Source organism: Paludibacterium purpuratum, assembly GCF_004363805.1.
Classification (GTDB): Bacteria; Pseudomonadota; Gammaproteobacteria; order Burkholderiales; family Chromobacteriaceae; genus Paludibacterium; species Paludibacterium purpuratum.
On the sequence record NZ_SNZP01000017.1, the window covers coordinates 72,518 to 86,375 of the forward strand.

General features: G+C 61.2%; 10 protein-coding genes. 6 read left to right on the top strand and 4 right to left on the bottom strand.

Annotated elements, in window-relative coordinates; translation table 11 throughout:
• Positions 1-9: 9 nt before the first annotated feature.
• Both acnA and DFP86_RS17585 read right to left on the bottom strand, forming a co-directional pair.
• The gene (gene acnA / locus DFP86_RS17580; protein ID WP_133683718.1) at positions 10-2,682 is read right to left on the bottom strand and encodes an aconitate hydratase AcnA; all 2,673 of its coding nucleotides are present in this window, start codon (positions 2,680-2,682) and stop codon (positions 10-12) included.
• Positions 2,683-2,867: 185 nt separating this feature from the next.
• Positions 2,868-3,098, bottom strand: a complete 231-nt coding sequence (locus tag DFP86_RS17585) for a hypothetical protein (protein WP_133683720.1) — start codon at positions 3,096-3,098, stop codon at positions 2,868-2,870.
• Positions 3,099-3,335: 237 nt separating this feature from the next.
• Here DFP86_RS17585 and DFP86_RS17590 point away from each other — a divergent pair, with 237 nt between their 5' ends.
• Positions 3,336-5,501, top strand: a complete 2,166-nt coding sequence (locus DFP86_RS17590) for a methyl-accepting chemotaxis protein (protein WP_133683722.1) — start codon at positions 3,336-3,338, stop codon at positions 5,499-5,501.
• On the opposite strand, the gene DFP86_RS17595 is transcribed toward DFP86_RS17590, so the two are convergent.
• Positions 5,491-5,994, bottom strand: a complete 504-nt coding sequence (locus tag DFP86_RS17595) for a hypothetical protein (protein ID WP_133683724.1) — start codon at positions 5,992-5,994, stop codon at positions 5,491-5,493. The genes DFP86_RS17590 and DFP86_RS17595 overlap by 11 nt on opposite strands.
• A gap of 107 nt (positions 5,995-6,101) precedes the next feature.
• Between DFP86_RS17595 and DFP86_RS17600 the strand changes: the two genes are divergently transcribed.
• A complete protein-coding gene (locus DFP86_RS17600) occupies positions 6,102-6,836 on the top strand; it encodes a substrate-binding periplasmic protein (protein ID WP_133683726.1) in 735 nt (244 codons plus the stop codon).
• Between the two features lie 22 nt (positions 6,837-6,858).
• Here the strand turns inward: DFP86_RS17600 and DFP86_RS17605 are convergent, their stop codons facing one another.
• Positions 6,859-8,016: a PP2C family protein-serine/threonine phosphatase gene (locus DFP86_RS17605; RefSeq protein ID WP_133683728.1), complete on the bottom strand. Its 1,158-nt coding sequence runs from the start codon at positions 8,014-8,016 to the stop codon at positions 6,859-6,861.
• 270 nt (positions 8,017-8,286) lie between these two features.
• On the opposite strand from DFP86_RS17605, the gene DFP86_RS17610 reads away from it, so the two are divergent.
• The 4 genes from DFP86_RS17610 to DFP86_RS17625 form a co-directional block, all read left to right on the top strand.
• On the top strand, positions 8,287-9,624 hold the full coding sequence (locus tag DFP86_RS17610; RefSeq protein ID WP_166642327.1) for a tetratricopeptide repeat protein: 1,338 nt from the start codon (positions 8,287-8,289) through the stop codon (positions 9,622-9,624).
• A gap of 103 nt (positions 9,625-9,727) precedes the next feature.
• The gene (locus DFP86_RS17615) at positions 9,728-10,390 is read left to right on the top strand and encodes a cytochrome b/b6 domain-containing protein (RefSeq protein ID WP_133683733.1); all 663 of its coding nucleotides are present in this window, start codon (positions 9,728-9,730) and stop codon (positions 10,388-10,390) included.
• Between the two features lie 164 nt (positions 10,391-10,554).
• Positions 10,555-13,218: a type VI secretion system Vgr family protein gene (locus tag DFP86_RS17620; protein ID WP_133683735.1), complete on the top strand. Its 2,664-nt coding sequence runs from the start codon at positions 10,555-10,557 to the stop codon at positions 13,216-13,218.
• The coding region (locus tag DFP86_RS17625) for a hypothetical protein (RefSeq protein WP_208108384.1) at positions 13,218-13,858 on the top strand (641 nt) is incomplete at its 3' end. The genes DFP86_RS17620 and DFP86_RS17625, both read left to right, overlap by 1 nt.

Sequence of the window (13,858 nt, forward strand, 5' to 3'; positions counted from 1 at the left end):
CCGGCGGTCTCAGCCAAGCAATTGCCGCATGACATAGGGCAGGATGCCGCCGTGTCTGTAGTACTCGATCTCCATCGGCGTATCGATCCGCAGCAACAAGGTCATCTGCCGGGTCTGGCCATCCGGGCTGCGGATGGTTAGCGAGACGTGCTGTCGCGGCTGCAGCCCGTTATCCATGCCCATCAGGTCGAACAACTCGTCGCCGCGTAAGCATGCGGCGCTATCGTCGCCCAGGAATTGCAGCGGTAGCACGCCCATGCCGACCAGGTTTGCGCGGTGGATGCGCTCGAAGCTGCGGGCGATCACCGCTTTGACGCCCAGCAAGCGCGTGCCCTTGGCTGCCCAATCCCGGCTGGAACCGGTGCCGTATTCCTCGCCGGCGAAGATCAGCGTTGGCGTGCCGGCTTGTTGATAATGCATCGCCGCATCGTAGATGAACTGTTGCGTGCCGTCGGGCTGGCGCAGGGTCAATCCGCCCTCGATCGGTTGGCCGTTGGCGTCGGCAGGCAACATCAAGTTGCGGATCCGCACGTTGGCAAAGGTGCCGCGCATCATCACCTCATGGTGCCCGCGGCGCGAGCCGTAGCTATTGAAGTCGGCCGGTTTGATGCCTAGCTGCTGCAGATAGAGGCCGGCCGGCGAGGTGGGTTTGATCGAGCCGGCCGGACTGATGTGATCGGTGGTGACCGAGTCACCGAAAATCGCCAGTGCCCGAGCGTCTCGGATCGGCGGGACGGCAGGCGGCTGCAGCGCGAAGTCGGTGAAGAACGGCGGCTCGGCGATATAGCTGGAGGGCGTCCAATCGCTGACTGGCCCGCCCGGCGCCACAATGCGCTGCCATAAAGGGTTCATGCCGTCGAGATCCTGGTACAGCCGGCGATAGCTGGCCGGTTCGGTGGCTTGCTGCAAAGTGGTGGCCACTTCCTGGGCATCGGGCCAGATCTCGCTCAGATACACGGGCTGGCCTGTGCCATCGAAGCCCAGCGGCTCATGCGTCAAATCGATATCGACCCGGCCGGCGATGGCAAAGGCCACCACCAGCGGCGGACTCATCAGGAAATTGGCCTTGATCGCCGGATGGATGCGGGCTTCGAAATTGCGATTGCCGGACAATACCGCGGCACAAATCAGATCCCGGGCGGCGATTTCCGCTTCCAGTTCGGGATCCAGCGGGCCGGCGTTGCCGATACAGGTGGTGCAGCCATAGGCCACCAGCCGGAACCCCAATTGCGCCAAAGGCGCCAGCAGGCCTGTTTTTTCCAAATAGTCGGTGACGACGCGCGAGCCGGGCGCCAGTGAGGTTTTGATCCTGGGCGAGACGGTTAGGCCGCGGGCGGCGGCTTTGGCGGCCAATAGGCCCGCCGTCAGCATCACGCTGGGGTTGGAGGTGTTGGTGCAAGAGGTGATCGCGGCGATCAATACCGCGCCGTGATCCAGTTGATCCGGAGTCGGTCGATGCTCGGCCTTGCCGTAGCCGCCATCGGAGATCGGCTGCGAGAGCAGGGCGCGGAATCGGGCATCGAGTTCCGATAGGGGAATGCGGTCCTGCGGCCGACGTGGACCGGCCACGCTGGGTTCCACCTCGGCGAGGTCAAGCGTCAGTACCCGGCTGTAGTCGATGGCGCCGACTTGCGGCATGCCGAACAGACCCTGCGCTTGGAAATAACGATGGAAGGCATCGACTTCGTCGGCCGTGCGCCCCGTGGCGGTCAGGTAGGCTGCGGTCTGTTCGTCCGGCGGGAAGAAACCCATGGTGGCGCCATATTCCGGAGCCATATTGGCTAAAGTGGCTCGATCCGGCAGTGTCAGCGTGCTGGCGCCGCTGCCGAAGAATTCGACGAATTGGCCCACGACATTGGCTTTGCGCAGCATTTGCGTGATCGTCAGCACCAGGTCGGTGGCGGTGACCCCGGGGCGCAAACTGCCGGTCAACTGCATGCCCAGTACGTCCGGCGTCAAGAGCGACACCGGCTGACCCAGCATGCCGGCTTCGGCCTCGATGCCGCCGACGCCCCAGCCCACGACGCCCAGCGCATTGATCATGGTGGTATGCGAGTCGGTGCCGACCAGCGTGTCCGGATAGTAGACGTCGTCCTGCCGCAGTACGCCGCGTGCCAGATACTCCAGGTTGACCTGGTGCACGATGCCGATGCCGGGCGGCACGACGCGGAAATGGTGAAACGCCTGCATGCCCCATTTGATGAAACGGTAGCGCTCGGCATTGCGCTGGAACTCGAGCTGCATGTTCAAATCCAGCGCATTGCTTTCGCGAAAATGGTCGACCTGTACCGAGTGATCCACTACTAGGTCCACCGGTACCAGCGGCTCGACGATCTGCGGTGGTTTGCCGAAACGTTGGGCGACGCTGCGCATGGCCGCCAGGTCGCATAGTAACGGCACACCGGTAAAGTCTTGCAGTACGATGCGCGCCACGATCAACGGGATTTCCTCGTTGCGCGTCGCTTGAGGTTGCCAATTGGCGAGTTGGCGGACATGGGCTTCGGTGACGCGTTGGCCATCCAGATTGCGCAGTAGCGATTCAAGGATGATGCGTAGCGACACCGGCAAACGCTCGACCTGGGCGATGCCGAGGTCGGCCAATGCCGACAGCGCATGGAAACGCGCATTCCGGCCGTCGCTCAATGTGAATGAGCGCAGCGTATCTTGTGCTTGCAGTGCCATGCGGGCCTCCCTGGGTGTGCGACCAAGGGGGCGTGTCCATGGCTTCTCGATCGCGTGTGCGTTGGGATCTTACTTTGCCATTCATTATGGCAGTCAGATCGCAGTCGGCCAGGGATTTGATGTCGGCAGGTGAGGAGGGCGGCGGCGGGCGGCATGCCCCGCCGCGATGGTACGGCTAGGCGAAGTTATGTTCTTGGCTTAACCCGATCATCCTCGCATGCGGTCAGTTCGTTTGCGTAGGACACGGTTTGCTCGACGCTGACGTCGTCGTCGTAAAGCGCCTTGATGTAGCGATCGGAGAGCTGCTTCCATTTCTGATGCGTACAGTCTTCGGTCGAGGTGCCGCTGACGTTTGCGAGAATCGGCGCGCTGCTCATGAAGGCCACGGCCAAGCCGGCTACAAGTGGATGTCTCATGAAAATCTCCTAAGTACATTGAAGTGTACGGGGTGTCGGCTGGGTTTGGTCGACAGGGTGTTAGTCCGCGTCGACGCGGTTATGCTCTCGTGAGTTTTCGGAAAGCGGTGACGGACAATGCGAAGGCGGCGTGAGTCCTGTTGCACAGGGATAGGGCTATATTTTTGACATTGTCGCACCCAGGACATATGACTAAATAATTCCAAGAAAAAATTCAGCATCCACGCGGAGTCGACAATGTTTACCAAGGGGCGAAATGACCTGTATGTGCGTGCCGGCTTAGCGACCCTGTGCATGCTGGCGGTGTCGGCCGCGATTTACGGTTACCTGATGCGCGACGAAGCGGAACGCGAAGCACAGGCACGCCAGGTCGCGGTTCAGGATCTGAAGGATCGAGTATTGGCCGGTAAGGCCATCCAGTTGGAGGCCACCTTCAACGCGATGTACCAGAATGCGCGCACCATCTCGCTGTTGCCCAGCATTCGGGGCATTTCCGGCGGCAACCGCCATAACGACAAGGAAGATGTGGTCGCCCAGGGGCGCATGAGCGCCGATAGCTTCAAGACCGTGCAGCAGATTTATAACAACTTGGCCGGTAGCGCGCATGTATCCGAGGTCTATGCGGTGCTGCCGGGGTTGGATTACAAAAAGGGCGAGGTGCCCTTTTTTATGTTCGACACGCTGATCGTCGATAACAATGCCAAAAGCGAGGACAGTGGCCCGGAGGTGAAGAATCCGGACAAGCCGGAAGAGCTGGAGGACGAGGAGTACACCTATTTCCCCAAGCAGTTGGATAGCATCCGCGCGGCACATCCCACTTTCGATTTCCACGCGATCGACGATATCCCTGCGTATTTCTCCCCGGTGATGCGCACTTGCGACAACACCCAGTACTACTCCAAGAAGGCCTGCAGCGTGCTCGACGCCAACGGCTTCATCTACTCGATCCCGATCTATCGCGGGGACAGCAAGGTGCTCAACGGCCTGATCGCCGTGATTTCTCGAACCAATGCCTTCGAAGCCGAACTGCTGGATGTGCCGTATCTGATTCTGACTGACAAGGATCGCGAAAGCGCGCATAAGGATGGCGTGACCATGCCGCCCGGCGTCTCGCCGTTCGGTCTGGTCAACGAGGCGCACGGCATTCGTATTTTCGACCGTCGCAATAAAGCGCTGGGTAAGCTGCTGGCGCAGCCAGACAACGCCGGCGAGCAACTGCTCGCCCGTCCGCTGAAGATCCATTCCGATACCCCTTGGGTGCTGTATCTCCACGTGACGCCGGTGATGTTGGCACAGGCGCTTACCCCCGTGGTCTCGGCTTACCACAGCCGGCTCGTGACAGTGTTTTGCGTGCTGTTGCTGCTTTATCTGCTGGCGTTGCTTTTTGTCTACCGGCAGCATCGCAATCATGTGGAAATGCGCGCACTGCGCGGGGTGGAATCGACCATCCTGCGAGTCGCCAGCGAACACGATTTCTCCACCCGTGTGCCCGCGGCCGCGCAGAGTAAGGCGCAGCGCACCATTGTCGCGTTCAATACCCTGTTGGAGGGGCTGCAGAGCAGTCTGCGCGAGGTGTTGCAGAATCTAAGCGAGATGGATGGCGCCTCCGGCCATTTGCAGACTTCATCCGCCTCGATGAAGAGCGCGGCGCAGGACGGCTCGCGCGCTGCGGCGCATATGCACCAGGAGCTCGAACTGATCGTCGCCAACCTGGCGGTGCTCAACGAGCGAACCCGTGCCGCCGCCGAGTTGACCCGGAAGTCTTTTGAAATTTCCGAGAACAACGACCAGATTATCCATCTGGCTGTCGAGGAGATCGGGACGATTGCCAGCTCGGTGTCGGCGGCGGCGGGCAAGATCACCGAACTGCAAGCCTCGACCGATGCCATTTCCCGCGTGGTGGGTGTGATCGACGAATTGGCCAAGCAGACCAATCTGTTGGCGCTCAATGCCGCCATCGAGGCGGCGCGGGCCGGCGAGGCGGGGCGCGGTTTCGCCGTGGTGGCCGACGAGGTGCGCAAGCTTGCGGACCGCACGACGCAATCGACCGACGAGATCGAGCAGATCATCCGGCAGATTCAGCAAAATACGCACGAAGTGTCCGATACCATGGGCACGGTGGAGGGACAGGTGCAATCCGGGGTCGAGCATGTCAACCGAACCGGCGACGCGGTGGCGCAAATCAAGACCAGCGCCGGCGAGGTGCTGGCCTTGGTTGGGGAGATCAGCCGGGCACTGGAGGAGCAAAATGCGCATACCGGCGAAGTGGCTCAGGAGGTTGCCCGGGTTGCAAGCCAGGCGACTCAGACCGAGCAAGCCGCGTTGCATACCGCCCAAGACGCCGACCAGGTGACGGCGCTGTCGGCTGCTATGGCTCGGGCCATCGGCCAATTCAAACTTTGAGCGAGCCGGCGTCGTCGGCTTGGTCGTACAGGAAGTCGATTGCCAGGTGATGCATCAATTCGCGTAGGATCAGCAATGTCGCCGCAAGCTCGGCGTCGAGTGTCTGGCCGTTGCGCGGCCAGGGGCGGCCCAGAGCGCTGTCCGCCAACTGCTGGTAAACCTGTTCCAGCGCCGCGCGGCTCACCGGCGGCGGCGAAACGATAGCGAGCACTTGGCGGACCAGCGGGGAATCGGCCTGCCAGCGTGCGTTGGCGGGCAACTGTGCGCCAAGTGGCGCGATTCGATCCTCGACGAGTTGAATCGCGGCCTCCAGTCGCTCGGGGCGCGGCGGCAAGGGCGTCATGGCGACCTGTGCCAATACGGCACTGTCGAGCGTAAGTTGCCAGCCGTCGGGCAGCGCGGTCAGTTCGCAAGGCGCCACGCCCGATGCCACCGCCAGACGGATGGTCGGTCGTGGCGCTTTGGCGTTGTTGTTCTCTTTGTGGATGTTCATGGTTTGCCTTCCTTGTCGTATCAGTCTGCTGATGCGCGCGCCGGCGGGCAAGTGCTTCAACACAGAATTTCTTTTGGTGAAACCATGACTTTGCCAGGAAAAAATACATGAAACGTTGGTTGGTGTTGCTGGGTTGCTTGTGGTGGTTGCCGGTCGCGGCGAAGCCGTTTTTGCTGTGCGCCGAACCCTGGTACCCCTTCATCTATCAGGATGCGGGGCAAGCAAGGGGGCTGTTGGTAGATGCGCTGCAGCGTCAGCCCGATGTGCGTATCCGCTACCGTTTTATGGGCATGGCCGGTTGCGAGAAGCTGATGCGGCAAGGGCAGGTCGACCTGGCGGCTTTCGCCACGATGTCGCATTTGCCGCCAGGCTGGCTTAACACCCGTCAGACACTGGTCACCTGGGTGCTGTATGCCTGGGTGCCGTTAAAGAGCCCTGTCACCCATTTCTCGCCCGAAGCGTTTGCCGGTAAGCGCCTGGCCTGGATCGACGCCTACGATTACCCCGAGACGCTGGATAAAGACCAGCAATATCGGCGTGTGCCGGCGGTCGATTCCGTGGAGGCGGTGGCGCTGCTGGCCAACGGGCGCATCGATCTGATGCTGGACGATCCGTTTGTGACGCAAGACGTCGATCCGGTTTTTGCGCGAGCAATCCGTCGCCTGCCGGAAGTCGTCGCCAGTAAGCCGCAGCCGCTGGCTCTGCGGCCGGGTCTGGGGTGGCTGCGAGACCGCATCGATCGGGGCGTGCAGCAGATGCGCGACGATGGCAGTCTGGATGCATTTTATCAATTCCACTTCGGCGCGGGACTACAGGCGCTGTCGGTGTCCGATAAACCCTAGCGGTGTTACTGCGCCAGGCAAATCAGTCTTTCGGGGTATGTAGTTTTACGATCAGTAGCGAGACGTCGTCTTGGGCGTGGTTACCGTCCAGGTGTTCGCTCAATGCGGCGAGAACATGCTTGCCGACCGAGTCGGGCCAGCCGGTTTCGATCGCACGGATGACGCCGTCGATACCGAATAGCTTGCCGTGCGGCATACATGCCTCGGTAATGCCATCGGACGTCAGTACCAGCAGGTCGCCGTCTTGCCAGGGGATCTGCTCGAGTCCTGAGTCGAAATCGCTCTCGTCGAGAATGCCCAAGGGGGGGTAACGCGGCGGGAAGAGGTGTTTCAGCTTTCCGCCGGCGCCGATCAGTAGCGCGCAGGGAGTCCCGCCGTTCCAAATCGACAGGGTGTGTTGGGTATAGTCGATCGAGCAAAGTGCGGCCGCGACGAAGCGACCGGTCGGTAACAGGCTGTGCAGTTTTTTGTTGATGCCGCTGGCCAGTAAGCTGGTGGAGAGGTATTGCTTGACCAGTTCGTAGAAGCCGTCAATGACCGGCAAGGCGCTGATCGCCGCCGTTAGACCGTGTCCGGTGCAGTCGGCGAGCAGAAAGTGTTCGATACCGGGTGCGGACAGACTGCGGCAGACAACGTCTCCGTTAAAAATGCCCGCGGGGTGGAGCTTGTGCCAGATGTGCGCTTGACCGACGAAGGAGCGGTAGGTCAGGCGCTGGATGAGCTCCAGCGCCAGCGTCTGCTCGAACTCGTTTTCTTCGTAGTAGCGTGCCAAGCGTATGGCGTCTTGGGTGATTTGCTGTTGCAGGTGCGCAATGCGTAAGAAGACCTGGATCTTGGTGAGCAGCAGCTCGGGATTGACCGGTTTGATCAGATAATCGTCGCCGCCGATACGTAGACCGGCCATGACCTGTTCTTCATCGCCGTTGGCCGATAGGAACAGAATCGGTACCCAATCGTCGCGGAATAGTTGGCGCAATTCGGCGGTGGTTTGCAGGCCGTCCATCTCCGGCATGGCCATATCCATGACCACTAGGTCGGGACGTTGCTGCCGGCAGAATTCGATCGCATCTTGACCTCGCCCTGCGCCGTGGCAGCGTAGGCCGGCCAGTTCGAGGCCGTGTGTCAGCAGCTCAAGTGAAAACCTGTTGTCATCGACCAGCAAAATTAGCGGTGGTGGCATGGGTGCCTCAAGTCGATTGGCTTTCAGTAACAGGCGTTGAGTGCGAAGGACCCGCTCGACGGGTTCTGGTACGCAAGTTACATCCGATATCGTTCTCAGCAGTCATTATTGCCGACCGGTCGTAGAATGCAAGTCGATTATATTTAACAATTCCGCGCGGACAAATGAATATATAAATTTATTAGATGGCCGAATGATGGTATATAAGTCGTCCCATGGCGCGGCTGTATGCTAGGGACAGGCGCCATCGTACGTACCCAGGAGTTGTTCATGACCACCCATTCTCATGCCGAGATGCCGCCCGAGGCGCAGATGATGCTGGCTGCCGCCTGGCAGGCGCAATGCGCGGGACGGTTGCGTGCAGCCGGCAGCGGCTATCGGCGCGTGCTGGCGCGTTGGCCCGATTTGGCCGATGCGCATCACTCCTTCGGTTTGTGGCAATACCAGAGTGGGCAAGGCGAGGCGGCGTTGGCTTCGTTGCAACGCGCCGTGACGTTGGCGTCGGCGCGTGCCGATTGGCACAACGACCTGGGTAATCTGTACACCGCGCTGGGGCGCGATGACGAAGCTGCGGCGGCTTTCATCGCTTCGCTGGAATGCGATGTGCACCAGGCGCCGGTTTGGCGCAATCTGGGTGCGGTTCTGCAGCGCGGTGGGCATCTGGATGAGGCGCTGACCGCCTTCGAGAAGGCGTTGGCGCTGGATGTGACGCGCGCAGAAGCCTGGTGCGACTTGGCTGCGTTGCATGAAGCGCTCGGCAATGTGCTTGAGGCGGCGCATTGCCAATGCCAGGCTTATGTCCTGCCGCCGCACGAGGCCAAGCCGCGCCGGCTGCTGGCAACATCTTTTTACGTGCTTGGGCGAATCGACGAGGCGGCCGAGGTTTACCGTCAATGGCTCGACGCCGAACCCGGCAATCCGATCGCCGAGCACATGCTGGCGGCCTGCACGGTGGAGAACGTGCCGCCGCGTGCGTCCGATGCCTATCTGGAGATGTATTTCGACCAGGCGTCCGTGCAGTTCGACAACAAGATGCTCGACACGCTCGATTACCGGATTCCCGAGTTGATCGGCCAGATGCTGGCCGAATACGATCTGCCTGCCCACGGTCTGAACGTGCTCGATGCCGGTTGCGGCACTGGGCTGTGCGGATCGTTCTTGGCGCCGTGGGCACGCGAGTTGATCGGTATCGATCTGTCGTCGAAAAGCTTGGCGCTGGCAGCGAAGAAAGATTGCTACGATGCGCTGCACCAGGTGGAAATCGTCAGCTATCTGCAACGGCACCCGGCGTACTTCGATCTGATTGCCAGTGCCGATACCTTCATTTACTTCGGCGCGCTTGAGCCGTTCCTGAATGCCGCTGCGGCGTCGTTGACCGCGGGCGGCTTGCTGGTGGCCTCGGTGGAAGAGCGTTTCGAGCAGGACGGCTTCGGTATTACGCCTAGCGGGCGCTACAACCATACCCAAGACTATCTGCGCGCCGCGTTGGCGGCGGCTGGCCTGACCTTGCTGACGTTGAACCAGGTGACTGTGCGGGTGGAGCTTGGCCGGCCGGTGCCGGGCTTGTTGCTGGTCGCGCGGAAAAATGCATCGTTCTCTCGGCCATAAGCCCGATTTAATCTTCCTTGCGTACTCTAGTACCATATTTTCTAAAATATAATGTCGATGACATGGCGTGCGCCGGCGCACGCCAACGAAGGAGCATGCAAAAATGAAGCGAGTCGTGGCGGTTTGGGATCTGCCTACGCGGTTATTTCACTGGACGTTGGTTGGGTTATTCGCCGGCATGTGGTTTACCGGCACGCAAGGTGGCGATTGGTTGCGCTATCACATCTGGTGCGGCGAGGGTGTGGCGGTATTGTTGCTGTTCCGCCTTGTGTGGGGGTTCTTCGGTAGCCAAACCGCGCGCTTCAGCGATTTTCTCAAGGGGCCGGACGTGATCCGCCGCTATTTGCGCGGTCGTCTGCCCGAACATCAGCAGCCTGGCCATAATCCGCTGGGCGGATTGATGGTGCTGGCATTGATCCTGGTGCTGCTGTTCCAGGTTTCCACCGGTCTGTTTGCCTCCGATGTCGATAGCTACCTGTACAACGGTCCCCTGGCGCATTTGATTGCCTCGGGGCGTTCCGAAGTCCTGACCGATCTGCATAAGGGCTTCTTCAACTTGATCATGCTGCTGGTGGCGGTGCATGTCGCCGCGGTGGTTTATCACCGCGTGTTCAAACGGCAGAACCTGATCGGCGCCATGCTCTCCGGCCGTAAGGCGTTCGACGCCGAGGTGGCGCCGCTCTATTTCGCGCCGCTGCGTTTGGCGCTGTTGAGTCTGGCGTTGTCGGCGGGTGTCGTGGTGGCGCTGGTGCTGGGGGCGGGGTAAGAGAGGGAGTAGGAACGGTTTATAGGGGACTGGCCCGTTCGGATGAATCTTAAAAACCTGTCCTTTGGGTCAGGCTACCTTGTCCCTCTCATAACGATCAATTAAAATCTATGACTTTATTTTAAATAAGAATGTCGTGAATTGCTGCGACAGTCTCCGCGCCCATGGATTTTTCCTCGTTGTTGGCCGCCTTCGCCTCCGCTTTCACGCAAGATCAACGTTTGTTATCGCTGCAGCTGGGTGACGATCAGCAATGGGACGGTGTGCTGCTGCCGCAAAGCGTCGAAGGCAGCGAAGCGGTTTCCGATAGTTATCGTTACACCGTCGACTGTCTGTCGGCCAACGGCAATCTACCGCTAAAAAATCTACTCGGCCTGTCGGCGCGCCTGGCCATACAAGATCAAAACGGCGAGCCGGTACTGCGCGGCGGCGTGGTCAGCCAAGCACAGGCGCTCGGCAGCGACGGCGGCTTCAGCCGCTACCGCCTGGTGATTGTGCCGCCCATAGCCTTGTTGACCCACCGGGTGACCAGCAGGGTCTTCCAAGACCAAAGCGTGCCGGACATCGTCAAACAGGTTATCGCCGAACATCAGGCGAACAACCCAGTCTTCACCCACTTGCAGACGCTCGTCTTTCAGTTGAGCGGCCAGCACGCGCCCCGTAGCTACACTTTGCAGTATCGCGAAAGCGACTATGATTTCCTGCGCCGCTTAATGCATGAAGAGGGCCTGGCCTGGCGCTTCGAACATGTCAGCAGCGGCTCGACGCTGCAAAGCCAACTGACGGTGTTCGACGATCCGTTCAGCCTGCCGCAATCAGCACAACAGCGCGTGCGTTTTCAACGTGCCGACGCCACCGAAAGCGAGGATGGCCTGACCGACTGGCAGGCACAACGGCAGTTGACCAGCGGTCAGGTTAGTCTGGCCAGCTTCGACTACAAGGCGGTGCAAACCGGTCACGGCCAGGACAGCAGCACGCGCGCCCTGAGCGACAGCGAACGCGCGGCGCAAAGCACGCTGGAAGACTATCAACCCCAAACGCTGTATTACGCCTCGGACGCCGATGGCCTGACCCGTTATGCGCAACAGCGTCAGCAAGCGCACGACCTGGCCGCTCAAGGTTTTCAGGGGGGCGGCACGCTGCGCGGGCTACACGCCGGCCACTGGTTTCGGCTGGATAATCACCCCGCGCACGACAGCCAGCCGGCCGATCAGCGCGAATTCGTGGTGACCAAGCAGCAGTTCAACGCGCGCAACAACCTGCCGGAGGCGCTCAAACAGTCGTTGAGCAGTACGCCGGACAGCGCGCCCTTCACCACCCAGTTCAATGCCCAGCCGCGCGGCCTGCCGCTATCGCCGCCTTACGCCAACACCGCCCTGGCCAAACCAACCGCCCCGGGCGTGCAAACCGCTACCGTGGTGGGGCCGGCCGACCAGGAAGTTTTTACCGACGAGTCCGGCCGCATCAAAATCCAGTTGCATTGGCAACGTGGCCAGGAGCACCCCGAAGCGGGCGCCGCCAGCGACGAACGTTCGAGTTGCTGGATCCGCGTCGCCATGCCTTCGGCCGGCGCCGGCTGGGGGCATCAATTCATCCCGCGCATCGGCCAAGAAGTGCTGGTGGACTTTATCGAAGGCGACATCGACCGCCCGGTGGTCACCGGGGTGCTGTACAACGGCAGCCACACCCCAGCGCAATTCAGCGGCGCCGGCAACCTGCCGGGCAACAAAACGCTGTCGGGCATCAAGTCCAAAGAACATCAGGGCAGCGGCTTCGGCGAACTGCTGTTCGACGACACCAGCGGCCAGACCCGCACCCGATTGTCCAACGAGCATGGCTCCACGCAGCTCAATCAAGGTTTCCTGACCCACCCTAGAATCGATGGTAAAGCCGAGCCACGCGGCGAGGGCTTCGAGCTGCGCACCGATCTGCAGGGGGCGATCCGCGCCGCCAAAGGTTTGCTGCTGAGTACGCATGCGCAAGCCAAGGCCAAGGATGGGCAGCTGGCCCGCGAGGAATTGGTCGGGCTGCTTGAGATGGCGCTCTCCATGGCGCAAAGCCTGTCGAGCCAAGCCGACACCCACCAGGCCGACCCAACCGATACCGCACCGCAGCAGCAGTTGGCCGACGACATCAAGCAATGGCATGGTGGCAGCAACACCGCCAAAGACCAGGCCGGTGGCGGCAAGGCCATTCTGGCTCTCGGTGCGCCACAAGGCATCGCCATTGCCAGCGAGGCCAGCATTCAGCAGGTCAGCGGCGGTAGTCACGACGTGGTCACCGTCAAAGACCACAACCTGACCATCGGCCAGCACTTCCGCCTGCGTGTCGGCCAATCGCTATCGCTGTTCGCACAGCAACTGGGCATGAAGCTGATCGCCGCCGCCGGCAAGATCCGCATTCAGGCGCAAAGCGACGACATCGAAATCGGCGCCGCCAAGAAACTGCACCTGTATGCGCTGGAAGAGCTGATTCTGGAAGCACCGAAGGTCACCATCAAGGCCAGCAACGCCGGCGCCGAATACGGCGGCGGCATTGTTACCAAGACCACCGCCACGCACCAGCAACACGCAGCCAGCCACAGCATGGACGGCCCGGCCAGCGTCAGCGCCGCACCGCCCAACATGCCGCAAAGCACCATGGCGACCCATGAGCAGTTCGGCGTATCCGGCCGCGCCGGCCAGGCACGGCCAGACCTGCGACACGACGTACGTAATGGTCAGAGCCAACCGGAGGGGGCGGGCAGCACCGATGGCAGCGGCGCTACGCCCACCCTGGCGGGCCGTGCCATCGATGCCCTCAAAATGACCCTGAAACGGAGCGGATGATGACCGACGTACTGAACACCGCAACCCGCCGCGTCAAACTACAGTTCGACAAGCAGGGCAACCCGTTTTTCGAATCGGTCAAAAGCCCGGACAGCTTCAAACAGCGTGCGCTATGCGTGAATCCGCCGCACAACGTGATTCCGGTGATCTTCGTGCCGGGGATCATGGGAACGAATTTGAAGTTAGCGGACAACAAGGGGGCCGCATGGGCGCCGCCCAATGGCACGCTTGAAGGGATTGGCGCCGCCACCAAGGGCACCTTCCAAGATCCTGCCGAGCGCCAAGTACTCTTCGATCCGAACAACACCGAGGTCAACCCGGATGGCCCTTGCCAGGTGCCGGACAGCCTTTTTTGGCTCACCACGGCGGAAGCCAAACGGCGCGGCTGGGGTGCGCTGCACCAGGATAGTTACCACCCGATCCTGCAACAGCTGGAAATTAGCTTGAACGACCAGTACAGCCTGCCGGGCCGGCCGCAGGCGCATGGTAATCATCCGCTGCCGGAAATCGGCATGCTCAGCCATTTGGCCGGCAGTTCGAGCCCACCGCCGCAGGCGCCCGGCTACAACCGCCCGCCCGACTATGCAAGCATCGCCGCCGAGGCGGTCAAGGCCTGGAACACGCAACCGCGCGCCTTGAG